Raw genomic sequence first — 24893 nt, forward strand, 5'->3', positions numbered from 1 at the left:
GGCACCTGCTCCTACGGTGGTCAGGAAGAACCTCCGAGTGACCGGCTGACGGTCCATCCCGCCGGTCCGGCTTGCGAATCATGAGGCGGCCGACCACTGGATCCCAGGGATCCAGTGGTCGGCCGCCTCATGGCATGCCGATTTCAAAGGACATGCTCGTGATGATGACGGGCCGTGTTTTTGGCTCTCTCTTGGATGGCAACTCGTCATGGTCTTGAAGGGTGAGCATCAGAGTCGTTGAGCGACCCACGGTCCATGTGCCTCCCGAGGACGACAATCGCGTGGCCGCCAGGGTCGAGACGTTCTTGATCGTCGCAGGGTTCGCCGGCATGCTTTTTCTCCTGCCCCGCCTGGATTGGGGCGACGGCTCGGTCCGCTATTTCCAGTTGACGGCCCTGCTCACGCAAGGCACGGTCTCGGACGGGAAATACTCGATGGTCGGGCCGCTGCTCTCGGCCCCGCTCTGGCTGATCGGGAAGCTCGTAGGATCGCCGGAGTGGTGGACACTGCGCTACAACACCCTTCTGCTCATGGGCGGACTGGCATTTGTCTGGTTCACCCTGCGGGACCGGCTGCCCCGGCGGCTCCTACGGCGGTTCATCCTGCTGCTGATCTTTGCGTCGATGTTCGCCCACCATCAGCTGGGATACAACGGCGAGACCTTCACCGCCATCCTCGTTCTCACAGGGACTGTCGGGCTGGTCGCAGGCAAGGTCCGGCCAGGATGGCTGGCGATAGCCGTTGGGGTCGCCAGCACGCCCGCTGCCCTGCCCGCCATGGCGCTGATGACCACCAAGTGGATCTGGGACGTCCGGAGACTGCGCTGGGTACTGGCGGTTTGCTCAGCGGTTGCGCTGGTGATGGTGGAGGCGTGGCTCCGGCGTGGCAGTCCATTCGCGACTGGCTACGAGGCGGATAACCGTGGGAATCGCACGATCATGCCCTACTCCGGCCTGCCGGGTTTCAGCTATCCGATCTTCTTCGGGATTCTGTCGCTGGTCTTCTCCTTCGGCAAAGGCCTGCTGTTCTTCGCCCCCGGGTTGTTCCTGCCCGTACGAGAGCGGCTGCGTGACCTAGCCGCCGGACGGCAGCTTTACGATCTGTGGTTGGCATTCGTGATCGGGCTGCTGTTGCTGTACGCGATGTATTGGTCATGGAGCGGCTCGTCGTTCTGGGGGCCGCGGTATTTGCTGTTCGCGGCAGTGCCCGCCGCATTCGCGCTGGCCGTAAGGTGCCATCGGCCGGGTGACTCGGCTGTGGCCGACTTCATCACAGTCTTGGCACTCGGCCTGTCGGTTTGGGCTGGGCTCAACGGTGCGGTGTTCGGGGACGTCGACGTTCCCAAGGTGTGCTGGCCCGACGGTGGCGGCCAGTACGAGGCGCCGATCTGCTTCTACACGCCGGAGTTCAGCGCGCTGTGGTATCCGTTCGTGGTGGGAGGCAAGCCCCTGAGTGCGGGTCAGTGGATATACCTTGCCTACGGCCTCGCTGTGGGCGCTTATCTGCTGGCGGGGCCGCTGCTGCGGCTCGCCGGACATCTACGCACCTGGGCGGACCCGATGATGGCCCGAATCGCGACCGTTCGATGGTAGGGGTGGACATAGATGATCAACGTTGTCGTGCGCGGCGCGGCCGAGTGGCCGGCCCGCCGGGTGCCGGCCGCGCCCGGAGTGAGGGAGATGTCCAGCCAGTACGGCCAGGCATGATCGGCCCATGGGGACAGAACTGATCGCCGCCCTGCCCGGGGGAAACGACTTTCTGTGAACCGGCTTCCGAAGCCTTGATCCGGGAGCGCCGCTCAGCAAGTACCTCTTCAGCTGTCATGAGTGCCAGGTCCGAGCCTTGGCGGTTGGGAAGCGCCGGGATCACACGCCCGCCGCCGTCTCCGCGAACACCGGCCATCCCTCACCGGAACACGGGACAGCCTGCCGGAAAGTCCATCCGGGTCCCCGCCACCACGTTCGCCGGCATGGCAGCAGGGCAGCGCCGTGACGGCTCCACCGTCATCGGCTACGGCGATGACTCCGGCAACGTGTCGGTCTGGGATCTGGACACTGGAAGGGCGGTAGGAGAGTCCTTCACCACTCATTCCAGCACGATCGTCACTGTGACGATGGGCAAGCGCAGCGACGGGGCCCTGTCCTGGCCACCGGTGGCCGGGACAAGGCGATATGAGTCTGGAAGCCTGGCTACTGTCCCGACCGAAAGCAGGTGAGAGCCGAGACCGCTGATACCAAGTCTCGCGTGGGCCGCCGCACCATCGGACTTCCGGCTCAGCTCATCGCTCTACTGCGCAAGCACCAAGGCGAACAGCAAGCGGAGCGCGCCAAGGCGCGCCAGCTCTGGGAAGAGGAGGACTGGGTCTTCGCCACTGCTACCGGTCGTCCCGTCAGCCCTTACAGCGACTACCACGAGTGGAAAGACCTGCTCGCTTCCGCCGGACTCAGGGACAGTCGGCTCCACGACGCCCGGCACACCGCCGCGACTGTCCTACTGATCCTGGGAGTTCCCGAGCGAACGGTCATGGGCGTCATGGGGTGGTCCGGCGGCGGCATGGCGCGCCGGTACCAGCACGTCACCGACGGCATCCGGAACACGGTGGCCAAGCAGGGCGATGGCCTGCTCGGGGAGTCGAGCGAGGAGGGGAAGAGCCCTCTCAAGAGGCCAACTGAGACTGGAAAGCCAGAAGGGGTGTGCCGTGATCTCGGCGCACCCCTTCTGAGCTGGCGGAGGATAGGGGATTTGAACCCCTGAAAGGTTGCCCTTTACACGCTTTCCAAGTCTGTGGACCTTCGTTCGCCACCGGTCATGGTGGCCTCTAGCTGGGCCGAAAGACCCTGTGAAGACCTTGATGAACACCCCTGTACAGGGATGAACTGAGACCCCGAATGAGACCCATGCAGAGGGGAATCGGCTGTAACACTGGGGTCGCCCCCCAGGGTGTTACAGCGGTCTTCCGCGCGTAGCGCGGCCGAGGAAGGCGGGCGAAGCGCAATTTATGGGCGCTTCATGGGTGCCGGGCAAGATCAGCGCCCAGGCCGCCTGGCGACCAGTACCTCGATGGCAAGTGTCTGTTCCCACTGGCCTGCTGGGTTGTCGGCGAGCAACGCTTGTCGCAAGGTCTTGACGAAGGCGGACAGGTTGTCGCCGAGCCGGGCGGGGGAGCTGTAGGAGTAGGAGAGCTGGAGCCCGATCAGCCCGTCAACATTCCAGGTGAGAAGGCGGCTGAATTCACGAGATTCCATGCTGCTGAAGGGTGAGGCGGCCAGCATCTCGTGGTGGTGCTCGCCGGTGGCGTGGAAGGAGTTGGCGGCGGTGTGGATGTCGAGCCCGAATTCCTCACATACCCGCCTTTCGACTCGTTGCCACGGTTGCGCGTCCGGCTGCCACGGCTCTCCCTGCTGCCTTGTTGGGCTGATCAGAGCCACTGCGCCGCCAGGCGGCAGCAGTTCGTCCAGCTCCATCAACACGGACCTACGGTCCATCCAGTGGAACGAGCGACCCATCACCACGTGCTCGAACGGCGGCAATGCCCGCAGAACGGTCGAGTCGCCGTGCAACCAGGTGATGTTGGTGACGCCCCCAGCCAGGCGCCTGCCCTCGGCGAGCATCTCCTGCGCCGGGTCCACAGCGAGTACCGCCCTCACCCGCCGGGCCAGCGGGATCGCGATCGTCCCAGGGCCGCAGCCGAGATCCAGCACTCGGCTGTGCGAGCCGAGCGTTTCCGCCAGGTGCTCGATCGCCGCTTCGCTGTAGCCCGGACGGTATCTGGCGTAGTACGGCGCAGCGCCGCCGAACAGGTCCTCCATGAAGGGGACCATAGACGGACTCAGAAGCCCGGATCGTATAGAACGGCTTTTCTTGCTCTTCGGGACAGCTGGGACAGCACTCTCTGCGAGAGTCCCTGGACGATCTCTGCGTTTGTGCTGGTCGGGGCAGGCTCGGAGACAGCAGGGACAGCAGGGACGCTGATACTCGAAATCGCATGATGATCCTTCTAAGGCCCTATGAGTTTCATGCCACGGAGTTCCAGTACCTGGGCGACGGCCAGCGTACGAGGGTGGTATCGGGGCGCATCCCATGGAACGAAGACGTTGTGCGCGGTCGGAATCGGTTCATGGAAGATTCCTGGCCGGTATAGATCAGCCAGTACACCGACGCTCTCGACGGCCCTCACTGTGTACAAGGTGAATTCAGTCCGGAGCGTCGGGCATTGTTCCAGCGCCTTGGGGACGCAGCTCCAGCATGTCGGCGGAGCGTTGGTACGGCCGCTGTCCAAGCCGGTCCTCTCGAACACGGTCTTGGTCAGCGGCCAGGGGATCAGACCCGACTCCAGGTCGGCTGCCGGCCCACCGCATACCTGGCAGAGAAGCTTGTTCATGCAGCGCCACTGCCGTCGCGTGTTGAGCTTCCTCATGCGCTCGGGGCCGCGCTGATCAGGCTTGTCTCGCAAGTCGCGGGTCCTTGCTCGGAGGATGTCCGGCCGCCATGGTTCCGCAGCGGGTGGCCTGATCCAGTCGCCGGGCTGCGATGGCTGGTAGGCCAGGCGCAGCCTTCCCGCGAAGGGCTCGAAGGCGATCGGGTCTGCCACCAGCTCGTTGGCGAACGCGATCGTGTACGGGACGGTCGTGTACCCGGTCATGGTTGCACTTCCCTGTGTGGAGTCGGTCACCAGGCGCTTAAGATTGCTCTATAGCGCAATAGCGTAAAGGTGCAGAAGCGCTATTGCACCAGAATCATGGGACGGTGCAGGTTGATCCGAACTCGTTCACGCCGCTCTACCGGCAGGTGGCTGACCTGCTGCGCGCCCAGATCGAAGAGGGCACACTGCGGCCAGGAGACAAGCTCAAGAACGAAGACGCCCTGGCGGAGGAGTTCGGCACGGGCAAGGCGACCGTTCGCCAAGCGCTCCGGCTCCTGCGTACCGAAGGGCTCATCGACACGGAGAACCGGCGGGGGAGCACCGTCCGGCAGCCACCGGAGTTGACCGTGGTGAGCCTGGAGAAGCCCGCGAGGATCACTGCCCGGATGCCGACGGCCAAGGAGCGCATGACCTTGAACCTGCCGGAGGGCGAACCCGTGTTGGTCGTCACCTATTCGGATGGTCGGGCTGAGGTCCTGGCGCGATCAGCGATCGACGCTGGTCCTGCATCGGGGGATCAGGAGGCGTAGGGAGCCCCTGAAGGGCCCCTGAGAAGCGGGAAGAGCGTTGCTCTGAAGTCGGGTGCCCAGAGATGCCAGTCCGCGGATTATCCGCAGGACGATCACGAGTGAAGGGCGTTTGTGCAGGCGAAACGGTCAGGGCTCACGCCGGTGAGGACGGCGTGCGCCTAGTCGTCACCTACTGGTCCTGCGGGAACCCGCCGCGCCCGACGGCGCCCTACACGCGCCCCTGCACGGCCACGTTCTGGTCGCGACGAAAGGCGGGTGACCGCCGGGAGGTGGCGGGGTCATGGGATCGGGGGTCACGAGAGTCACGACGGTCATGGGTCATGGGACGGTGGGCGTCACGCGGGTCACGAGGTCACGGGGCTGTGGTTACGGGGTGGGGGTTCGAGGTCTCGTGGGATGAGGGGCGGCGGGCGGCGTAGGAGCGGAGGGCGCGCAGGAAGTCGATGTGGCGGAACCCGGGCCAGTACACCTCGCAGAAGTGGAGCCGGGCGTTGGCCGACTGCCAGATCAGGAACCCCGATAGCCGCTGCTCCCCGCTTGTCCTGATGATGAGGTCCGGGTCGGGCCGCCCGGCCGTGTAGAGGCGGGCGGCGATGTCGTCCGCGGTGATCGTTCGGGCGAGCTCGTCGATTGGCACGCCCGCGTCCGCCCTGTCGGTCAGCACGGATCTGAGCGCGTCGACCACCTCCTGCCGGCCGTCGTATCCGATAGCGAGCGTCAGGTGAAAGCCTTCCCTGTCGCGGGTACGGTCGATGGCGAGCTTGAGCGCGTGGGCCGTGGGGTCGGGCAGTTCGTCGAGCCGTCCCGCCACGTGGAGCCGCCAGCGGGGGGCCGAGTCGACCAGCCGTCCCGCGATGATCTCCTCGATCAGTCCCATGTAGAAGGCGACCTGCGCCGACTCGCGCTTGCGAACGTTGTCGACGGACGCGACGTAGATGGTGACGTGTCTGATGTCGAGGTCGGCGCACCAGCCGATGACGGTCTCGATGTGCTCGACGCCGTGGCGGTGTCCTTGGCTCGGGTTGTCCAGCCCCATCTCCTTGGCCCATCGCCTGTTGCCGTCCATCACCAGGGCGACGTGGGCGGGGAGTGGGCCCTTCAGCAGCCGGGAGCGCAGGTGACGGGCGTAGAGGGCATAGAGCACAAGCAGCACCCTAATAGCAGCTGCCACCGCGGCGGGCGAGTTCACGCCGGTCGCACCACCTGGCTGTACGTCACGGAAGCCGCTCCTTCTCGTCGAAGAACACCCGCTGATAGCAGTGAATCGACGATGACAGAGCGTGGTCAGCGGAGCTCGTTGAAGACATAGATGAGCACGGCTGGGTTACCAGGGATAGCTTGCGAGAAGGGGGTTCGGGGGGCGGTGGCTCATCTGAGCGCTGTTGCCAGTTCCTGCATACCTGTGACGATGAGATCCGCTCCTGCGTCACTGAGCCGCTCGACCTTCCCCGGCCGATTGGCGTAGCCGACCGCAATCACCCCGGCGTGCTTGGATGCCTCGACATCAGTTGTGGAGTCGCCGACCAGCAGAGCAGACGACGGCTCCGCGCCGAGATGGACCAGCGCCTGATTGAGCAAGTGCGGGTTCGGCTTCATGAGGGATGGGTCCGCAGTGGCTCGCGCGGAGACGTACTCAACGAGGTCGGCGAGTCCTTCCCGATCCAAGAAGGTCGTCACTGCGGCCACGGAGTTGTTGCTGACGATGGCCACGGGCAGGGCCTTGTCGCGTGCCCGTTCCATGAGTTCCGACGCTCCCGGTGTCGGCCGTGCCACTCCGGCCGCCTTCACCTCCAACTCGGTGAGTCTCCTCATGGCGAGCTCGTTGAGTTCGTCGCCAAGGGATGCGCTGTGCCGGAACACCTCCAGCGGGTCATTGGTGGCGCGCACTGTCGGTGGAAGCCGTGCGCCAGCTGCTTCCAGCGTGGCGCGGAGAGCATCCGCCACCGTAGGCGCCGGCAGTCCGGCGAAGATGTCGCAGACCGGCCCGTCGAAGTCGAGCAGGAGGCATCGAGTCTCGCCCATGACCGCCCGGACGGCCGCCGATCCCGAGAGCGCCATTACGCCGCCTCGTGGGCGACGCTGTTCCACACCGCGTCGAACCACGCGGACGACTGCTCGACGAACTGAGCCGACGTCGAATCGGGACCATCGCTCAGCGCGAAGTGAAAGAGCTCGGTGTCCTTCCCCATCAGGTCGAACATCTCGACAGGCCCACCGCCCAAGGCCACAGTGTGCTCTGCCACGGCGTAGTAGCCGAAGAACGCCTCTTCCCCGTTGATCACGTACATCTTGGACCGGGGCGGCTCTCCGCTGATCCGCACCTGGGCAGACGCATGCGCCACCAGGCCGAGATCTCTCAGCTCATGGACCGAGTCCACGATGGCCTGGGCGTGCCGGGAGATGATCTTCTCTGCCCGCTGCCTGAACAGGGGCTCGTCCTGCCCGTTGTCCACCCGGCAGGGGAGGGACCAAGGGCGGCTGGTGTCAGGCAGCAGGAGCCGGATGGAGATGCGCTCGGGAGTCAGGCGACCCGCCCGGATGTTGTCGAGCGCTTCCTGAACCGCGCCGTGCAACGTCTCGCCGGAGAACCCGGCGAAGTCTATGGACACCTCGGGCCGCTTGAACGCTTCCTCGATGTGAGGACGCAGGCCAACGGGGCGCGCGGTCTTCTCCCGGACGAACACGCCGCTTCCCTGTCGGGAAACGATCAGCCCCTCTTCCCTGAGTAGGCGGATGGCTTGCTGGATCGTCTGGCGCGCCACGCCGAAGGTCTTGGCGAGCTCCGGCCCTGAGGGGAGCTTCTCCCCGGGCGCGAACTTCCTGGTGAGGATGGCCGCTCTGAGCTGCGTAGCGACCTGCTGAAAGGGCGGACGAGGGTCGTCCGGATCGAGTCTCATGCCCCGATCGTAGCCCCACCTGAACAACATTACTAGCCAAGTTGGTCATGCCTCTTGACATGACTAGCCAGGCCAATCAACATGATGCTTGTACAACCTGCCTAGCCAACCTGGTCAGGCGGGAAGTATGCCGGACTGCTTGGCGGCCTAGCTGGCCAAGCAGCCCGAATTGCACAGCCGGAAGACCTGGGAAGGCGCCGACATCGGCGCACGCCGACGGGCTGGAGCAACCGCCGCAGTTGAGAACTGAATCCGGGTGACCGCCTCCCACTGAAAAGGCGGCCTGATCAGGGGGAATCGGCTCCTGATCGAACGGCTCTCAGGTCTTCCCGTCATGGGGCCTGAGCAAGTCCCATCGTTCGCTGTCGATCACATTCGGCATCGGAGCGGCCCTCATCCGCCAAGACACGAGCCGCCCCGATGCCTCCTCAAGAGAGGTGTTCTCATCATGACTGAGGACATGCAGTTCGTCTGCATCGTCTGCGAGGGAGTGGAGGAGTGCCCGCCCGGCACCGAGCCTCCCATCCCTGCCGTCTGTCCCACCTGCGCCCAGCTGATCCTCGCCGATCTCCTGATCGGTACGGGGGTGTCGGCATGAACCGCTCCGTCACCCTGGCCGACCTGCTGACCGCTGTCCTGGACGCGGATCCTGCGTGCGGCCCCGACACGGCCGACCTGTTCACCGGCATCGACGGAGAGCGGCGCGACGAGCGCCAGGAGCGCGAACAGCGCGCCAAGGCCATCTGCCGCCGCTGCCCGGCCCTGGTCGAGTGCCTGACCTACTCGCTGGAGCTCGACCCCGGTGAGGGCATCTGGGCAGGGCTCAGCCCCGACGACCGAAACACCATCGCGGCACAGGTGGTGGCGTGATGGCCGGCCGCTTCCAGTGCTCTGAATGCACTCGCCGTTCTCAGAGTCCGTACAGCTGCCGCCACTGCGGCCCTACCGCAGCCGTTCAGGTGCAGCTCTGCCGCACCCACGGCCCGCGCTCGCACGGCGGCTGCCTGGTCTGCCGCACTCTCGCCCGCTCTCAGTCCGGTCGTTGAAAGGACCAACCCGTCATGAGCATCATCGGTAATCCCGACCCGTCCAACGAGCCGACTCCAGAGGAAATGGCCAGTGCGCTGGCCCACCTGGAAGAGCTCGCCAATCAGGGCTCAGCCTCCACTCCGTCGCCCCGACCGCAAGCAACCGGTGAGACCCGGAGGGTGCGGAAGCTACGCGCCGAAGTCGCCGAAGCGCACCTGCTGGCCGACCTCCAGGAGGACGACGCCCCGCTGCTGCTGGACACGCCCAAGGTGCGCAAGCGCCGCAAGTCCGCACAGCAGGCGGCGCGACTTCACACGCTGGCCCAAGACCCCGAGATGCGCGCCTGGCAGGCCGCACGGATGCGGCGTCTGCTCGTTACGGCCGCGCTCATCTCGCTCACACTGGCGTTGGCCTGGTCAACGGCCGGTGTGCAGCACTTCGCCGCCGACGGTGCCGCGCCCTGGTCTCCGGCCTGGGTCTTCGCCTGGCTGGTCGAACCGTTCCTGTCCCTGGCCCTGCTGGTCGTGGTCGGCGCACGCGCCTATCTCGGCACGCGAGGCCAACCGCTCGACGACCCCAAGCTCGTACGGATCGAGTGGCTGTTCCTGGGGCTCACGCTCTCCATGAACGCCTGGCCGTACCTGCCGTTCGTGGCCGACGACTTCTCACTGTCCCGGCTGGTCCTGCACGTCCTGGGGCCGATCGTCGCGGTGGCGGTCGTGACCGCGCTGCCCATCATCCTGGCCGCGTTCTCCGGTCTCGATCACAGCTCTTCCGGTACCCCTACCACCCCTTCGTACAGGGTGAATGCCGCGACGGTGGACAAGCTGACCGCCCGAGCTCGCCGCCTGGTCGGCACCGGTCAGCTCTCGGTCGATGCCGGGGCGGACAAGTTCCGCCGCGCCCTGGGCTGCGGGATGGACACGGCCCGAGCCGTTCGCGACGCCCTACGCAGCAATCCCAACTTCACCTGAGAGGAGGACTCCCAATGCTCCACATCGCCATGATCGCCACGGCCGCCTGTCTGGCCGTGCCGGTGGCCATCTTCATCCGCATGTTGGTCACCGGCCCGCGTACCCGGGCTGAGATCCACATGGCCTTCCAGACCAACGCACAGGGCGCGACCTCATCCGCCAAGACTCCGGTCGCGCCCCGCAACCCCGCCCCTAGCTACGGCAACGAGGTGACCTCATCATGACGCAGAACCCGCACGAACCGGAAAACCCACTCGCCGAGGGATCCTCGGCCGACCTGAACGGCTTCCAGTTCGCCGACCCGCCCAAGGCCGACGAGCGCGGCGGCCAGGTCGTGCCACTGAACAGCCGTCGTCGGGCGACCTCCACCGAAGAGGACGCCGAGTCCGACGAGTTCTTCGACCGCGAGACGATCGCCATCGAGGACCAGGCCCTTGGCAGTCCCGTGGATCCGCCCGACGAAGACGCCGTGCCGTACCCCGCGCAGAAGGCTCAGCGTCGGGCACCCATCATCCCCGCCAGGTTCCGCACCTGGCAGGGCATCCGGGCGATGCTCTCCTGGCAGGCCAGGGATGCAGGATACGTCGTCGGCTACCACGCCGTACGCGCCCCGAAGTACGCCGCCAAGACGCTCTGGTACGCCGTGCCCGGACTGTTCGGCACCCTTGGCCGCCTGCTCCACTGGGCCACGGCCGAAGAGGGCAACTGGGCGCTGCGCCAGTACGCCGCCGACCGGAACGATCCCGAGACCTGGCTGAAGCTCGACAAGCAGCGCCAGCGTCAGTCCCGGTGGCGCTGGTTCGTGCTGGCCGGAGGCAGCGTCCTGGCCGCTGTCGGGCTGCTCGTGTTCGCCCTGGCCGACCTGCCGACGTGGGTTCGGTGGGCGACTCAGGCTGCCGCGCTGCCGGTGCTCGCACGGGCCGGACGCCCGGCGGACGCACCCATCACGGATCGCGTCTCGGAGGGACCGCGCTACCGCAAGCTCACCGCCGAGCTGGTCCGTCGGGCCTTGATGCACTGCGGCATCGCTGGCATCAACCAGGCCGTGAGCAAGGATCCGAACGCGATCAGCTTCCCGCAGGAGATCCACCGCGACGGTCCCGGCCACCTGGCCATCATCGACCTGCCCTACGGCGTCGAGGCCGCTGATGTGGTGGCGCGGCGCGGTCGCCTGGCGTCCGCCATGCGCCTGCCGATGGACCAGGTCTGGCCCGAGCCTGGTGCCGGCCACCCCGGCCGCCTCGCGCTCTGGGTCGGCTACCAGCCCGCGTCCGAGATGAAGCAGCCCGCCTGGCCACTTCTGCGAGACGGCAAGGTGGACGTCTTCAAACCCTTCCCGTTCGCCACCACGCCCCGCATGGAGACCGTCAACGCCTCGCTGATGTTCCGCAACTGGCTCGTGGGCGGACAGCCCGGCTCCGGCAAGACCTTCGCCCTGCGCCTGGCCGTCCTCGCCGCTTCGCTGGACCCGCGCGCCGAGCTGCGCATCTACGAACTCAAGGGCGTCGGGGACTTCAAGGTCCTGGAGCCGGTCTGCACCGAGTACGGCAACGGCTTCGACGACGAGACCAAGGCGCGCTGCGCTGGCATGATCCGCTGGCTGTACAAGGAGTGCGAGCGTCGTTCCAAGCGCATCGCCCACTACGCCGCTCTCGGGAAGGCCCCGGAGAACAAGGTCACTCCCGAGCTGGCCAGCCTCAAGGGCTCTGATCTGCACCCGCTGATCGTGGGGATTGACGAGATCCAGGAACTGTTTCTCGACCCCAAGCACGGCAAGGAAGCCGGGGAGATCTGCGAGAAGGTCATCAAGCTCGGCCGCGCCCTTGGCGTGATCCTGCTAATCGGCACCCAAATCCCCGACAAGGACAGCCTGCCGACCGGCATCACCCGCAACGTCAACACCCGCTACTGCATGAGCGTCGCCGACCAGGTCGCCAACGACATGATCCTCGGCACCTCGATGTACAAGAACGGCTACCGCGCCACCGTCTTCCAGCCGGTCGTGGAGGCCGGATGGGGCATCCTGGCTGGTCTGGGCACTCCGGCCGCCCGCCGCTCGTACGAGGTGAACTCCGACGACGCTCAGAAGGTCGTCACCCGGGCCATCGCCCTCCGCACCGCCGCAGGAACGCTGCCCGAACCCGACACCCAGACCCGTGACGACGCGCCCACCTTCGACCTGCTGGCCGACCTGTCGAAGGTCTGGCCCGCAGGGGAGAACGGCGCCTGGAACGAAACCCTGTGCGGCTACCTGAGCGAGCTGCGACCGGACGTCTACAACGGCTGGGCCTCCGAACAGCTCACCACCGCGCTCAAGCCGCACGGAGTGACGGTCGCCTCCATCGGCCGCCGGATCGACGGAAAGCCCGTCACCCGGCGTGGCATCCGTTTCGACGATCTGGCCGACGCCATCGCCGAACATAACCGTCGGAACGGTTCCGGCTGACCGCTCGGAGGCTGCTAGCGCTAGCGGCTGACCCTGCTAGCGCTAGCACCTCCGCTAGCACTCCAAAACCTTCCCTGATCAGGGCGTTAGCGCGCTAGCGCCCTGGCTGACGACACCCAAAAACAGGCCGCTGGAGGCTGTCTTGGACCCCGTCACCTTCCTCGCTATCGCCGCCGTGACGATCGTCGCGATAGTCACTTTCCGTTACGTCATGGCGTGCTGGATCCGGCCGTTCGCCACCTGCCAGAAGTGCCACGGCAAGCGCTACCTGCCCAACCGCATCGGCCGAGGCACCCACGACTGCCGCCGCTGCAACGGCACCGGCCTGCGGCTCCGCTGGGGACGCCACGCCTACAACTTCGCCCGCCGCCTTCACAACGACGGGACCCGATGACCAACCACGAACAGGAGAGCGCCATGACCGTTGACCCGATCCGCTACGCCCTGGCCGCCGCCGCTCGTGGCTGGCACGTCTTCCCGCTTGCTCCGGGCGGCAAGGAGCCGCCCCGCGGATTCACCCGCTGGGAGGAGCGCGCCGCCGTAGAGCCCGACGTCATCCGCGCCACTTGGTGCAGGCCGTACAACGTCGGCGTTGCCTGCGGCCCGTCGGGACTCGTGGTCATCGACCTCGACATGCCGAAGCCCGGCCAGACGCCACCGCCCGCGTGGGACCGCTCCGGCATCCGGCACGGCGCTGATGTCTTCGCGGCCCTGTGCGCCGAGCAGGGGCAGGAACTGCCTCTGGAGACGTTCCAGGTCCGTACGCGGCGCGGCGGCCTGCATCTCTACTACAGCGCCCCTGACGGGGTGACCCTGACCAACACCCAAGACGCGTTGGGCTGGCTGATCGACACGCGAGCAACGGGCGGCTACGTCGTCGGCCCCGGCAGCCGAGTCGCTGCCAGCGACGGTCATGGCCGGTACAACGTGCTTCACCCCGCGCCCGTGGCTCCGTTGCCGTCCTGGCTGACAGAGCTGCTGCGACCCAAGCCGCTGCCCAGACAGAAACCCGTCTCCATCGCTCTCGCCGCCGACCGGCATGGCGCGTACCTGCGCGCCGCGATCACCGGCGAGCTGGAGCGGGTGACCAGCTCACCGCCTCACGGCCACAACATCGCGCTCTACCGTGCGTCGGTCGCTCTCGGGCAACTCGTGGCCGGCGGGGAGCTCGCGGAGGGAGACGTCACGAGCTGGCTCGTCGACGCCGCACAACAGGTGGGTCAGCCCTTCGGCGAGGCCATGCGCACCATCGCGAGCGGACTACGGGCAGGTGCGCGCCGCCCGCGAACGGTGGCCGCATGACGAACGAACGCCCACCACATCTACGTCTGGTCGCGGGTGATGCGGTCCACGTGCCTGGCGACCAAGGAGCTTCACCAAGGCCGTTCCGCACCTCCTGGACCGCCGATGAGTTGATGTCCGTCACCTTCCCGCCAACCAAGTGGGCTGTACCCGGCGTCATCGCCGAAGGGCTCAACCTGCTGGCCGGTCCTCCCAAAGTCGGCAAGTCGTGGCTGTCACTCGCCACGGCCGTCGCCGTCGCAGGGGGAGGCAAGGCTCTGGAGGCCATCGAGGTAGAGCCCGGCCCGGTGCTGTACCTGGCGTTGGAGGACACACCGCGCCGTCTCCAGTCGCGCATGGGCAAGATCCTGGGAGGCAAGCCAGCCCCGCGCGGACTGACCCTGGCCACGGCGTGCGAAACCCTTCCCAGAGGCGGGGACCAGTCCATCGCCCGGTGGCTGGAGCGCAACCCGGGCGCACGCATGGTCGTCATCGACGTCTTCGCGAAGGTCCGGGGGACCACGCCGCCTGGCCTGTCTGCGTACGACGCCGACTATGCCGCCATGAGCCGGGCCAAGAACCTGGCGGACACCTACGGCGTGGCTGTCGTCCTGGTTCATCACGTCCGCAAGATGGGCTCTGACGACTTCCTGGAGCAGGTCTCGGGCACCAACGGCCTGGCTGGTGCGGCCGACGCCACGTTGGTGCTCAAGCGCCAGCGCGGCACCGCCGACGGCGTACTGCACGTCACCGGCCGCGACGTCGAAGAGGCTGAGTACGCGATGGCCTTCCAGCCCGCCGCCGGAGTTTGGCACCTGCTGGACGGACCACCAGAGGATCACACGCTGGGGGAGACCCGCGCGACCATCGTCCGCTACCTCCGCGCGAACCCGAACAGCACACCCAAGACCATCGCCGACGGCACCGGCCTGTCCTACGAGAACGTCCGCAAGACCTGCCCGCGCATGGCCAGCGACGGACAGCTCTGCGTGGACGCCAACAGCCGCTACCGGGTACCGGCGACACCTGCCTCAGAAGGTGTCCCCGGCGTCCCTAGTGTCCCAGCACCTGCCTTGACCAGCACGAACGCCATCAACGAGCAGGGACAGACAACCCTGCCCGCTGTCCCTGCCGTCCCTGTGCACGAGGAGGACGCGCCGTCATGACCATCACCGTGCCGGACAGCGTCCGGCTCGACACGACCGACATCGCCACCCAGGAGGACATGCCTTTGCTGCTCACCGTCGAAGAGGCCGCGCACCGGCTCAGGATCGGGCGAACGCAGATGTACCAGCTCGTGAAGACCGGCGAAGTGGAGTCCGTCTGCATCGGCCGACTTCGCCGGGTGCCCATCGAATGCCTGGCCGCTTACGTGAGTGGCCTCCGCGAAGGGAGTCGTTGACATGGGACGCAGGCCCAACGGCGCATCGAGCATCTACTTCGGCGGCGACGGGAAGTGGCACGGCCGGGTGACCGTGGGGGTCAGGGACGACGGGACGCCCGACCGCCGCCATGTGAAGCGCAAGACGGAGTCCGAAGTCATCAAGGCCGTCCGCGAACTGGAGCGTCAACGGGACAGCGGGAACGTCCGAAAGGCTGGCCAACGATGGACGGTCGAGAAGTGGCTGACCCACTGGATCGAGAACATCGCTGTCCCGCCCGCCATCCGCGAGAGCACACATTCCGGATACAAGGTGGACGTGGTGACCCATCTGATCCCGGGCATCGGTGCTCACCGCCTCGACAAGCTGGAGCCCGAACACCTCGAAAAGCTGTACGCCAAGATCCAGCGCTCCGGCCGGTCCGCTGGCACGGCTCACCACGTTCACCGCACCATCCGGGCCGCGCTCAACGAGGCCGTACGGCGTGGCCACATCACGAAGAACCCGGCGACACTGGCGAAGGCTCCGGTACTCGCCGACTCCGAGATCGAGCCCTACGACATCGACGAGATCCGCCTCCTCCTCAAGGCTGCTGACGAGCTACCACGAAACAGCGCGCGGTGGGGGATCGCGCTGGCTCTAGGTCTGCGCCAAGGGGAGGCGCTTGGCCTGCGCTGGGCGCATGTGGATCTCGACAAGGGCGTCCTGCGGGTGCGGCGCAGCCGTCAGCGTCCCAAGTACGCCCACGGCTGCGGCGACAAACCTTGTGACCGGAAACCCGGCTTCTGCCCGAAGCGCAAGCAGGTCAACGACGCCACCTCGGACACCAAGTCGAAGGCTGGACGGCGCGTGATCGGTCTGCCGGACGAGCTGGTGAACCTGCTCAGGAAACACAAGGCGGAGCAGGACAAGGACCGTGAAAAGGCTCGCCAGCTCTGGCAAGAGGGCGACTGGGTCTTCACCACGGCAACCGGTCACCTCGTGAGTCCGTACACCGACTATCACGAGTGGAAGGCTCTGCTGAAGGCCGCTGGCCTACGGGATGGTCGTCTTCACGACGCTCGCCACACGGCCGCCACGGTGTTGCTCATCCTGGGCGTGCCCGAGCGAACGGTGATGTCCATCATGGGGTGGTCCGGCTCGGGCATGGCGGCGCGGTACCAGCACGTGACGGACGGCATCCGGCAGACCGTGGCCAAGCAAGTCGGGGGTCTCATTTGGGAGGCGGAAAGGAGCCCCGAAGAGGCCAACTGAGACCCAAAATGAGACCCAAAGCAAGAGGGGTCATGCCGTTGACCATGGCATGACCCCTCGGAGCTGGCGGAGGATAGGGGATTTGAACCCCTGATAGGTTGCCCTATACACGCTTTCCAAGCGTGCGCCCTCGGCCACTAGGCGAATCCTCCGTCGACGAGCTTACCGGACTTCCGGCACTGCGGTGACCGCGATTTTTCCAGGACATGCTCAACCCGAACCGTGGAGCGAGCACTGCTGAGGCCGGTTAGACTGTCCAGGGACCCCTCGCGCGGCGTCATCCTGTGAACCTCCCCAGGGCCGGAAGGCAGCAAGGATAAGCGGGCTCTGGCGGGTGTGCGGGGGGTCTCTTCGTTGAGAGCCCCCTCGCAGGCGGGATGGTCGCATGAGCCTTGCGCTTTACCGCAAGTACCGACCCGGGACCTTCGCCGAGGTCAAGGGTCAGGAACACGTCACAGATCCGCTGCGACAGGCGTTGCGTACGGGCCGCATCAACCACGCGTACCTGTTCAGCGGCCCCCGCGGATGTGGCAAGACCTCCAGCGCGCGCATTCTCGCCCGCTCTCTCAACTGCGAGCAGGGCCCGACGCCCGACCCCTGCGGCACCTGCGAGTCGTGTGTGGCGCTCGCCCCGACCGGCCCCGGCCACCTCGACGTCATCGAGATCGACGCGGCCTCCCACGGCGGTGTCGACGACGCGCGTGACCTGCGCGAACGTGCCTTCTTCGCGCCCGTGTCGGCGCGCTACAAGATCTACATCATCGACGAGGCGCACATGGTGACCCGCGAGGGTTTCAACGCGCTGCTCAAGCTCGTCGAGGAGCCTCCGCCGCACCTGAAGTTCATCTTCGCGACGACCGAGCCGGAAAAGGTCATCGGCACCATCAAGTCGCGTACGCACCACTACCCGTTCAGGCTGATGCCGCCGGCGACGCTCAAGGCGCTGATGGAGGAGATCCTCACCTCCGAGAGCGTGCCCTTCGAGCCGCCCGCCCTGCCGCTGGTCGTCCGCGCGGGCGCCGGTTCGGCCCGTGACTCGCTCTCCATCCTCGACCAGCTCCTCGCCGGCGCCGAGGACGACGGCATCACCTACGCCAAGGCCGTCTCCCTGCTCGGCTACACCGACGGCGACCTGCTCGACGAGGTCGTCAACGCGTTCGCAGCGCGCGACGGCGGCCAGGTGTTCCAGGCGGTCAACCGGGTGATCGAGGGCGGCCACGACCCGCGCCGCTTCGCCTCCGACCTGCTGGAGCGCTTCCGCGACCTGGTGATCCTGGCCAACGTGCCCGAGGCGGCGTCCAGCGGGCTGCTCGACCGTCCCGCCGACGAGCTGGAGCGGCTGGTGGGGCAGGCGTCCTCGATGGGGCCGGCGGAGCTCACCCGTGCGGCCGAGATCTTCAACGCGGGGCTCACCGAGATGCGCGGCGCCACCTCGCCGCGGCTGCTGCTCGAACTGATGTGCGCGCGCGTGCTGCTGCCGGGCGCCTCGCAGGGCGAGGCGTCCCTGCTCGCCCGGCTCGAACGTCTGGAGCGCGGCGGCACGGTCGCCCAGATGGCCTCCAGGGCGGGCGCGGTGACGATCCCGCGTCCGGCCGCCCCGGGCGGCGGCCACGACGTGCACGTTCCCGTCGCGCCCCCGGCTGTCTCCGTCGGCACGGCGGCGCCGGTCGGCGGCGACGTAGCGGTTCCGGAGCCTGCGACGCCCGCGGGGAGCAACGGTTCCGCCGGTGGTCAGGGGCCGGTGGGCGGCGGGGCCGACGACTGGCCCGAGCCCGTGCGTCCCGGTTCGGCGGCGGCTCCGGCCTCCGACGCGCCCGCACCCGTCGCCCAGGCGCCTGTCGCTCAGGCGCCCGCGGCGGCGGGCCCGGTCGCGGGCGGGGCGGGCGGCATGCAGCAGCAGTGGCCCGCCGTGCTGGCCGCGCTCAAGCAGCGCAGCATCGTGGTCTGGGCCAACGTCAGTACGAACGCCCAGGTCGTGGGCGTCGAAGGCAACCTGGTCACGCTCGGGTTCAGCCAGGTCGGCGCGATGAAGAACTTCACCGGCGGCGGCAAGGACGCCGTCGTGGCGACCGCGCTCGGCGACGTGCTCGGCGGCACCTGGCGGGTCGAGGCGGTGGTCGGCGGCTCTCCGGCGCCCCAGGCCACCCGCGCCCCCGCCCGCCAGCAGCCGCCGTCGGGCGGCCACGGCGCCCCCGCTCCCCAGGCGGCCCCGGCCGCGAGCCAGGCGACGACCAGCCCGCAGGGCGGGACGGGCGTCCAGGCGACCTCCCAGGGGCGGTCCGGCTCGCACGGCGGCTCCCAGGACGACCAGGGCTCCCAGGACCCGGGCCAACCTCCGGCCGCCGCGTCAGCGCGCCCGACCACCGAGTCCGCGCGCCCGACCACCGACGAGTCGTGGCCCGACGCGCCCGACGACCTCAGCCCCGGTTCCCCGCCGAGCCCCGACCCCACCCAGACCGTGACCGCCCGGCAGCCCGCCGCCGCGCCGGTCGGAGCGGGGCTGGCCGCCGCGCGGTCGGCCGCCAAGGCGGCCGCTCAGGCGGGTCCGCGTGCCCCGGGGTCACGTGCGGGTGGCACGGCGGCGTGGCCGAGCGCGATCCCGGGCCGTGACAAGGCCGCCGACGCCGACGACGTCGACCCGCTGAACGACGCGGACGCCGACGTCGACGCCGTCTCCGGCATGGCCCTGCTGCAACGCGAGCTCGGCGCCCAGGTCATCGGCGAGATCGACCACACCTGACCGAAGGCCCACTCCGCCCGAGCGGGGGTCCTTGAGCGAGGGTCAGGGGAAGAGTCGGGCGCGGGCGGCGGCCGAGCGGGGGTCCGTCGGCGGAAGGGCCGACAGGCGTTCCAGGATCTGGTAGTCGTCGCGGCCGTTGGGGGTCTGGGCGTAGGCCCACAGGTCGTCGGGCGAGCCGTGACGCAGGAGGCACGCGCGTACCTGGGCTTCGAGCTCCTCGCGTTCGCGCCGGATGTCCGGCGACTCCGAGCGCGGCAGGAGCGGCCCTGGATAGGCGCGGGCCAGCGCGGCGGTGTCGCCCGAGGCCAGCAGCCGGTGAACGCCGAGGAAGTCCGCCTCGACCGGGCAGACCAACCGGTACGGCTTCGCCGCCAGCACCTCCCCGAGCTGACCGCGCAGCCGGTGGATCTCGGCCCGGATGGTCACCGGGTTGCCGTCGTCGCCGTAGAGGTGGAACGAGAGCTGGTCGGCCGACAGGCCCTGCGGGTGCAGGGCGAGCAGGGCGAGGATCTCGGCGTGGCGCAGTGAGAGCTGACGTGGGCGCTCGCCCAGGTCGGCCGTCGGGGTGCCCTCGCCCAGGCAGGTCAGGCGCAGGGTGGGCGGCGTCGCGGACGGCGTGTCGCGCAGCAGGTAGCCGTCGCAGAAGGGTTCGAGGAAGGCGACGCTCCCGTCACGCAGGATCATGCGCTGGCCGGACACGGGAAGGCGGGCGCCGAGCCGGCCCATGGGATCGCCCGAGATGACCCGGCCAGTGGGCGACAGCAGGATGCCGCCGCGGTTGCGCAGCGATTCGTAGCGGCGGCGCAGGCGTTCGTCGCGCTCGTGCATCCGTACGGCGAGCTGCGACTCGGCGAGCCTGGCCGTCGCGCCGACCAGGGCGACCGTCGCCGGATGCAGGGACCGCGCGATGCCGCTGACGTCGACGCAGCCGATGACGTCGCCCGACTCCGGATCGCTGATCGGCGCCGCGCTGCACGACCAGACGTGCAGCACCCGCATCAGGTGTTCCTCGGAGTAGACGTGCACCGGCCGGCCGGTGGCCAGCGCGGTGCCGATGCCGTTGGTGCCGGCCATGCACTCGCCCCAGTGATGGCCGTCGGCCAGGCCCACCTGGTCCGCATCGCGCAGGATGCCGCCTTTGCCGTTACGCCAGAGCACTCGTCCGTCACGGTCTGTGACGATCATGACGTGCTCGGCCTCGTCGGCCAGGCCGGAGAGCGTCTGGGCGAGCAGGGGCAGCAGCGGCCGCAGCGGATGAGCCTCGCGGATCTCGACGACGTCGGAGGACTCGCAGACCAAAGGGGCGCTCCGGCCATCCGGGTCGATCCCCGCCGCGAGCGATCGCCGCCATGAGGCCGTGATCAGGGTGCGGGGCGAATCGGGCGAGCTCTGCCCGGTAGCCGCCGCTTCGTGTGCTCCGCGTAGAAGACGGGAGTACGCATCGAGATGGCCGTAACTCATCGGTCACTCCAAGTAGTCAACAACGAGCATCCGTCCTGGCGGCGATATGCGCAAGCTGTTCAGGGGGATTGCGTAGGGTGATTGAATGAACGCAACGTGTGTGCAACGTTGGGCGCACTACCGTTCCGAAACACGCGTCGGCGTGGTGCGGCCGCTCCGTCCGACGTGATGGCCGGGTCTCGGACACTGGAGGGGGGCCGAGATCCGGCCATGACAAAGGTCCGTGACGAATGCCTGGAGGGAAACATGGGGAGCCCTCCCAGTACATGACGCCGCCCAAACACCGTAGGCTCGTGGCAGTCAAGAACCGGAGCCACGAGGAGCGCACGACGGTGAACCCAGGGGATGTCAACCTGCAGCAGCTGCTGGAGCAGGCTCAGCTCATGCAGCAGCAGCTTGTGAGCGCCCAGCAGGAGCTCAACGACGCGCAGATCGAGGGCTCGTCGGGCGGCGGCATGGTCACTGCCGTCGTCAACGGCTCAGGTGAGCTGCTCGAACTCAAGATCGACCCGAGCGTGATCGACGCGGCCGACCCGCAGGACACCGCCGACACGATCGCCGACCTGGTGATCGCGGCCGTCCGCGACGCGGTGCGCGCCGCCGCCGACCTGCAGCAGGAGAAGCTCGGCCCGCTCGCCCAAGGTCTGGGCGGCGGCGGACTCGGACAGCTGCCAGGGTTCTAGGCATGTACGAAGGGGTCGTCCAGAACCTGATCGACGAGCTCGGCATGCTGCCCGGGGTCGGTCCCAAGAGCGCGCAGCGCATCGCGTTCCACCTGCTGGCGGCCGACCCGGCCGACGTCAAGCGGCTGGCGCACGCGCTGCTCGAAGTCAAGGACAAGGTGCGCTTCTGCCGGGTGTGCGGCAACGTGGCCTCCGAGGAGGAGTGCCGCATCTGCCGTGACCCGCGGCGCGACACGCACGTCATCTGCGTGGTCGAGGAGTCGAAGGACGTCGTGGCGATCGAGAAGACGCGCGAGTACCGCGGCACGTACCACGTGCTCGGCGGCGCGATCAGCCCGATCGACGGCATCGGCCCCGACGACCTGCGCATCCGCGAGCTCATGACGCGCCTGGCCGACGGGCGGGTCACCGAGCTCATCCTCGCCACCGACCCCAACCTCGAAGGCGAGGCGACCGCTACCTACCTCGCCCGTCTGGTCAAGCCGATGGGCATCAAAGTGACACGACTCGCCAGCGGCCTGCCGGTGGGCGGTGACCTCGAGTACGCCGACGAGGTGACCCTGGGCCGTGCTTTCGAAGGACGGAGGCTCCTGGATGTCTGATATGTGGGATGTGCTGGCCGAAGAGATCGCCGCGCACGCGCAGAACTACGTCGACGGCCTGACCAGGGTCGCCGGCGGCGAGGGCGGCGACGCGATCTGGTCGCTGCTCCTGGTGGAGGTCGCGCAGGTGAGCCTGGCCGGCGCCAAGCTCGGCGCCAACCGCGACGTGATCCTGTCGGGCAACTACGAGCCGCCGATGAGCGAGGACCCCGACATCGACGGCGTGCGCACGGCGCTGGCCGAGCGGCTGGAGGCGGTCGACGACTACGCCGAGGTGTTCGACCCGTACAAGGACACGTCGGTCACGCCGTACCGGCTGTCGGACGACCTGACCGCGGTGGCCGCCGACCTCATCCACGGACTGCGTCACTTCCACGCGGGCCGTCCGCACGAGGCGCTGTGGTGGTGGCAGTACTCCTACTTCAACACCTGGGGCAACCACGCGGGCGCGGCGATGCGCGCGCTGCAGGCCCTCGCCGCGCACTCGCGGCTCGACGTGGCGGAGGAAGCCACCACCGTGTGATGATCATCCACATAGTGGTATGAACCATCAGGCCCATAAGAGGCCCCCAGTAGACTGGCAGTTCACAGTCCAGACCGGGAGACTCTCGTGGCGCTCGTTGTGCAAAAGTACGGTGGTTCGTCCGTCGCCGACGCGTCCTGCATCAAGCGGGTCGCGCAGCGGATCGTCGCGACGAAAAAAACCGGCAACGACGTGGTCGTGATCGTCTCCGCGATGGGCGACACGACGGATGAGCTGCTCGACCTGGCCGAGCAGGTGTCGCCGCTGCCTCCGGGCCGCGAGCTCGACATGTTGCTGACCTCCGGAGAGCGCATCTCGATGGCCCTGCTGGCCATGGCGATCGCCAACCTCGGTCACGAGGCGCGCTCGTTCACCGGCTCGCAGGCCGGCGTGATCACCGACTCCACCCACGGCAAGGCGCGCATCATCGACGTGACGCCGGGCCGCATCCGTGAGGCGCTCGACCAGGGTCACATCGCGATCGTGGCCGGTTTCCAGGGCGTCTCGCAGGACACCAAGGACATCACCACGCTGGGCCGCGGCGGCTCCGACACCACCGCGGTCGCGCTCGCGGCGGCCCTGGAGGCCGACGTCTGCGAGATCTACACCGACGTCGACGGCATCTTCACGGCCGACCCCCGCATCGTGCCCGTCGCCCGCAAGATCCCCAAGATCTCGTACGACGAGATGATGGAGATGGCGGCCTGCGGCGCGAAGATCCTGCATCTGCGCTGCGTCGAGTACGCTCGGCGGTTCGACCTGCCGATCCACGTACGCAGCTCGTTCAGCACCACGGAAGGCACGTGGGTCGTCTCCGACCCTTACACCGAAGGAACCGAGATGGAGCAGCCGATCATCTCCGGCGTCGCGCACGACCGGAGCGAGGCCAAGATCACTGTTGTCGGGGTCCCCGACAAGGTCGGCGAGGCTGCCTCGATCTTCAAAACGCTGGCCGACGCCGAGATCAACATCGACATGATCGTCCAGAACGTCTCGGCCGCGGCCACGGGCCGCACGGACATCTCCTTCACGCTGCCCACGGCCGACAGCCAGGTGGCGCTGACCGCGCTGAAGAAGATCCAGGGCCGCATCGGCTACGAGTCGCTGCTCTTCGACGACCAGATCGGGAAGGTGTCGCTGATCGGCGCGGGCATGCGCTCGCACCCCGGCGTCACGGCGACGTTCTTCGCGGCCCTCGCCGACGCGGGGGTCAACATCGAGATGATCTCCACCTCGGAGATCCGCATCTCGGTGATCGTCGAGCAGGACGGTGTCGACGCGGCCGTGGCGGCCGCCCACCGTGCCTTCGATCTCGACGCCGACCAGGTCGAAGCTGTGGTTTACGGAGGTAGCGGACGATGAGCAGGCCCAATCTCGCCCTGATCGGCGCCACCGGCGCCGTGGGCACCGTCATGCGGGACATCGTGTCCAGCCGGCAGGACATCTGGGGCGAGATCCGTCTCGTCGCCTCCCCGCGCTCGGCGGGCAAGGTGCTGAGCGTGCGCGGCGAGGACGTCGTGGTCCAGGCGCTCGCGCCCGAGGTCTTCGACGGCATCGACATCGCCATCTTTGACGTGCCCGACGAGGTGTCGGCCGTGTGGGTGCCGATCGCGGCCGAGCGCGGCGCGATCGCGATCGACAAGTCCGGCACGTTCCGCATGGAGCCCGACGTGCCGCTGGTGGTGCCCGAGGTCAACCCGCTCGACGCGCGGCAGCGGCCCAGGAACATCATCTCGACCCCCAACTGCACCACGCTGTCGATGATGGCGGCCATGGGCGCGCTGCACGCCGAGTACGTGCTCAAGGAGCTCGTCGTCGCCTCCTACCAGGCGGTGTCGGGCGCGGGCGTGGCCGGCTCGGCCCGGCTGTACGACGAGGTCGAGGCCCTGGCCGGCGACCGTTCGCTCGGCCAGACGGCCGGCGACGTGCGCAAGGCGCTGGCCGGCAAGCTGCCCGACGAGTCGCCGTTCCCGGCGCCGATCGCGTTCAACGTGGTGCCGTGGGCGGGCTCGTACAAGGACGGCGGCTGGGCGTCCGAGGAGCTCAAGCTGCGCAACGAGTCGCGCAAGATCCTCGGCATCCCCGACCTGAAGGTCTCGGCGACCTGCGTCCGCGTGCCGGTGATCACCACCCACTCGCTGGCCGTGCACGCCCGCTTCGAGCGTGAGATCACGGTCGAGGACGCCCACCGCGTGCTCTCGGCGGCGCCGACGGTGGTGCTGATGGACGACCCGGCCAACGGCGTCTTCCCGACGCCGCTCGAAGTGGTCGGCAACGACCCGACCTACGTGGGTCGCGTCCGCCAGGCGATCGACTTCCCGAACACGCTCGACCTGTTCGTCTGCGGCGACAACCTGCGCAAGGGCGCCGCGCTCAACGCGGCTGAGATCGCCGAGCTGGTGGCCTCCGAGCTGTAGCCCGGCCGACTCCGTGGGGACGCCGTGCCAGT

At 68.0% G+C, this 24893-nt stretch carries 25 protein-coding genes, 1 tRNA gene and 1 other RNA gene; 20 read left to right on the forward strand and 7 right to left on the reverse strand.

Annotated elements, in window-relative coordinates:
- Positions 1 to 221 precede the first annotated feature (221 nt).
- Both ACIBK9_RS04865 and ACIBK9_RS04870 read left to right on the forward strand, forming a co-directional pair.
- Complete coding sequence (locus ACIBK9_RS04865) at positions 222 to 1592, forward strand: hypothetical protein (RefSeq protein ID WP_397155191.1); 1371 nt, start codon at positions 222 to 224, stop codon at positions 1590 to 1592.
- 652 nt (positions 1593 to 2244) lie between these two features.
- Positions 2245 to 2754 carry a tyrosine-type recombinase/integrase gene (locus tag ACIBK9_RS04870; protein WP_397155193.1) on the forward strand — a complete coding sequence of 170 codons (510 nt, stop codon included), beginning with the start codon at positions 2245 to 2247 and terminating at the stop codon, positions 2752 to 2754.
- A 272-nt stretch (positions 2755 to 3026) separates the two neighbouring features.
- On the opposite strand, the gene ACIBK9_RS04875 is transcribed toward ACIBK9_RS04870, so the two are convergent.
- Both ACIBK9_RS04875 and ACIBK9_RS04880 read right to left on the reverse strand, forming a co-directional pair.
- Positions 3027 to 3809: a class I SAM-dependent methyltransferase gene (locus tag ACIBK9_RS04875; RefSeq protein WP_397155195.1), complete on the reverse strand. Its 783-nt coding sequence runs from the start codon at positions 3807 to 3809 to the stop codon at positions 3027 to 3029.
- A gap of 188 nt (positions 3810 to 3997) precedes the next feature.
- On the reverse strand, positions 3998 to 4642 hold the full coding sequence (locus tag ACIBK9_RS04880; RefSeq protein WP_397155197.1) for a hypothetical protein: 645 nt from the start codon (positions 4640 to 4642) through the stop codon (positions 3998 to 4000).
- Between the two features lie 104 nt (positions 4643 to 4746).
- Here ACIBK9_RS04880 and ACIBK9_RS04885 point away from each other — a divergent pair, with 104 nt between their 5' ends.
- On the forward strand, positions 4747 to 5172 hold the full coding sequence (locus ACIBK9_RS04885; RefSeq protein ID WP_397155199.1) for a GntR family transcriptional regulator: 426 nt from the start codon (positions 4747 to 4749) through the stop codon (positions 5170 to 5172).
- A gap of 352 nt (positions 5173 to 5524) precedes the next feature.
- On the opposite strand, the gene uppS is transcribed toward ACIBK9_RS04885, so the two are convergent.
- From uppS to ACIBK9_RS04900, 3 genes are all read right to left on the reverse strand, one after another.
- The gene (uppS, locus tag ACIBK9_RS04890; protein WP_397155201.1) at positions 5525 to 6316 is read right to left on the reverse strand and encodes a polyprenyl diphosphate synthase; all 792 of its coding nucleotides are present in this window, start codon (positions 6314 to 6316) and stop codon (positions 5525 to 5527) included.
- Between the two features lie 224 nt (positions 6317 to 6540).
- Complete coding sequence (locus ACIBK9_RS04895; RefSeq protein ID WP_397155203.1) at positions 6541 to 7230, reverse strand: HAD family hydrolase; 690 nt, start codon at positions 7228 to 7230, stop codon at positions 6541 to 6543.
- Positions 7230 to 8069 (reverse strand): GntR family transcriptional regulator, encoded by an 840-nt coding sequence (locus tag ACIBK9_RS04900; protein ID WP_397155205.1) that lies wholly within the window; start codon positions 8067 to 8069, stop codon positions 7230 to 7232. Before ACIBK9_RS04900 ends, ACIBK9_RS04895 begins: the two co-directional genes overlap by 1 nt.
- Positions 8070 to 8517: 448 nt before the next feature.
- Here ACIBK9_RS04900 and ACIBK9_RS04905 point away from each other — a divergent pair, with 448 nt between their 5' ends.
- The 10 genes from ACIBK9_RS04905 to ACIBK9_RS04950 all read left to right on the forward strand — a co-directional run bounded on the left by ACIBK9_RS04905 (position 8518) and on the right by ACIBK9_RS04950 (position 16435).
- Positions 8518 to 8667, forward strand: coding sequence for a hypothetical protein (locus ACIBK9_RS04905; RefSeq protein WP_397155207.1), 150 nt, complete (start codon positions 8518 to 8520; stop codon positions 8665 to 8667).
- Positions 8664 to 8939: a WhiB family transcriptional regulator gene (locus tag ACIBK9_RS04910; protein ID WP_397155209.1), complete on the forward strand. Its 276-nt coding sequence runs from the start codon at positions 8664 to 8666 to the stop codon at positions 8937 to 8939. Before ACIBK9_RS04905 ends, ACIBK9_RS04910 begins: the two co-directional genes overlap by 4 nt.
- Before the next feature lie 191 nt (positions 8940 to 9130).
- On the forward strand, positions 9131 to 10072 hold the full coding sequence (locus ACIBK9_RS04915) for a hypothetical protein (RefSeq protein ID WP_397155211.1): 942 nt from the start codon (positions 9131 to 9133) through the stop codon (positions 10070 to 10072).
- A gap of 14 nt (positions 10073 to 10086) precedes the next feature.
- Positions 10087 to 10296, forward strand: coding sequence for a hypothetical protein (locus tag ACIBK9_RS04920; protein ID WP_397155213.1), 210 nt, complete (start codon positions 10087 to 10089; stop codon positions 10294 to 10296).
- Positions 10293 to 12518, forward strand: a complete 2226-nt coding sequence (locus tag ACIBK9_RS04925) for a cell division protein FtsK (RefSeq protein ID WP_397155215.1) — start codon at positions 10293 to 10295, stop codon at positions 12516 to 12518. Before ACIBK9_RS04920 ends, ACIBK9_RS04925 begins: the two co-directional genes overlap by 4 nt.
- A 142-nt stretch (positions 12519 to 12660) precedes the next feature.
- Complete coding sequence (locus ACIBK9_RS04930; protein WP_397155217.1) at positions 12661 to 12912, forward strand: hypothetical protein; 252 nt, start codon at positions 12661 to 12663, stop codon at positions 12910 to 12912.
- Positions 12909 to 13820 (forward strand): bifunctional DNA primase/polymerase, encoded by a 912-nt coding sequence (locus ACIBK9_RS04935; protein WP_397155219.1) that lies wholly within the window; start codon positions 12909 to 12911, stop codon positions 13818 to 13820. Before ACIBK9_RS04930 ends, ACIBK9_RS04935 begins: the two co-directional genes overlap by 4 nt.
- Positions 13817 to 14965, forward strand: coding sequence for an AAA family ATPase (locus ACIBK9_RS04940; protein ID WP_397155221.1), 1149 nt, complete (start codon positions 13817 to 13819; stop codon positions 14963 to 14965). Before ACIBK9_RS04935 ends, ACIBK9_RS04940 begins: the two co-directional genes overlap by 4 nt.
- Positions 14962 to 15201 (forward strand): helix-turn-helix domain-containing protein, encoded by a 240-nt coding sequence (locus ACIBK9_RS04945; RefSeq protein WP_397155223.1) that lies wholly within the window; start codon positions 14962 to 14964, stop codon positions 15199 to 15201. The genes ACIBK9_RS04940 and ACIBK9_RS04945 overlap by 4 nt, the downstream gene beginning before the upstream one ends.
- 1 nt (position 15202) lies before the next feature.
- Complete coding sequence (locus ACIBK9_RS04950; RefSeq protein ID WP_397155225.1) at positions 15203 to 16435, forward strand: tyrosine-type recombinase/integrase; 1233 nt, start codon at positions 15203 to 15205, stop codon at positions 16433 to 16435.
- Positions 16436 to 16499: 64 nt separating this feature from the next.
- On the opposite strand, the gene ACIBK9_RS04955 is transcribed toward ACIBK9_RS04950, so the two are convergent.
- Positions 16500 to 16587, reverse strand: a tRNA-Ser gene (locus tag ACIBK9_RS04955).
- 106 nt (positions 16588 to 16693) lie between these two features.
- Here ACIBK9_RS04955 and ffs point away from each other — a divergent pair.
- Positions 16694 to 16789, forward strand: an RNA gene (gene ffs, locus ACIBK9_RS04960) — signal recognition particle sRNA small type.
- 31 nt (positions 16790 to 16820) lie between these two features.
- Entirely contained in the window at positions 16821 to 19175 is a 2355-nt protein-coding gene (locus ACIBK9_RS04965) for a DNA polymerase III subunit gamma and tau (RefSeq protein ID WP_397155227.1), read from the forward strand.
- 42 nt (positions 19176 to 19217) lie between these two features.
- Here ACIBK9_RS04965 and ACIBK9_RS04970 read toward each other — a convergent pair whose 3' ends face one another.
- Positions 19218 to 20474 (reverse strand): GAF domain-containing protein, encoded by a 1257-nt coding sequence (locus ACIBK9_RS04970; RefSeq protein WP_397155229.1) that lies wholly within the window; start codon positions 20472 to 20474, stop codon positions 19218 to 19220.
- A 494-nt stretch (positions 20475 to 20968) separates the two neighbouring features.
- Between ACIBK9_RS04970 and ACIBK9_RS04975 the strand changes: the two genes are divergently transcribed.
- From ACIBK9_RS04975 to ACIBK9_RS04995, 5 genes are all read left to right on the forward strand, one after another.
- Complete coding sequence (locus ACIBK9_RS04975) at positions 20969 to 21319, forward strand: YbaB/EbfC family nucleoid-associated protein (RefSeq protein WP_125640519.1); 351 nt, start codon at positions 20969 to 20971, stop codon at positions 21317 to 21319.
- A gap of 2 nt (positions 21320 to 21321) precedes the next feature.
- Entirely contained in the window at positions 21322 to 21921 is a 600-nt protein-coding gene (recR, locus tag ACIBK9_RS04980; RefSeq protein WP_125640516.1) for a recombination mediator RecR, read from the forward strand.
- A complete protein-coding gene (locus ACIBK9_RS04985; RefSeq protein WP_352362187.1) occupies positions 21914 to 22444 on the forward strand; it encodes a DUF5063 domain-containing protein in 531 nt (176 codons plus the stop codon). Before recR ends, ACIBK9_RS04985 begins: the two co-directional genes overlap by 8 nt.
- 87 nt (positions 22445 to 22531) lie before the next feature.
- The gene (locus ACIBK9_RS04990) at positions 22532 to 23806 is read left to right on the forward strand and encodes an aspartate kinase (protein ID WP_352318411.1); all 1275 of its coding nucleotides are present in this window, start codon (positions 22532 to 22534) and stop codon (positions 23804 to 23806) included.
- On the forward strand, positions 23803 to 24861 hold the full coding sequence (locus ACIBK9_RS04995) for an aspartate-semialdehyde dehydrogenase (RefSeq protein ID WP_387671721.1): 1059 nt from the start codon (positions 23803 to 23805) through the stop codon (positions 24859 to 24861). Before ACIBK9_RS04990 ends, ACIBK9_RS04995 begins: the two co-directional genes overlap by 4 nt.
- Positions 24862 to 24893 lie beyond the last annotated feature (32 nt).

The sequence above is a fragment of the Nonomuraea sp. NPDC050227 genome (assembly GCF_044459705.1).
Lineage (GTDB): Bacteria > Actinomycetota > Actinomycetes > Streptosporangiales > Streptosporangiaceae > Nonomuraea.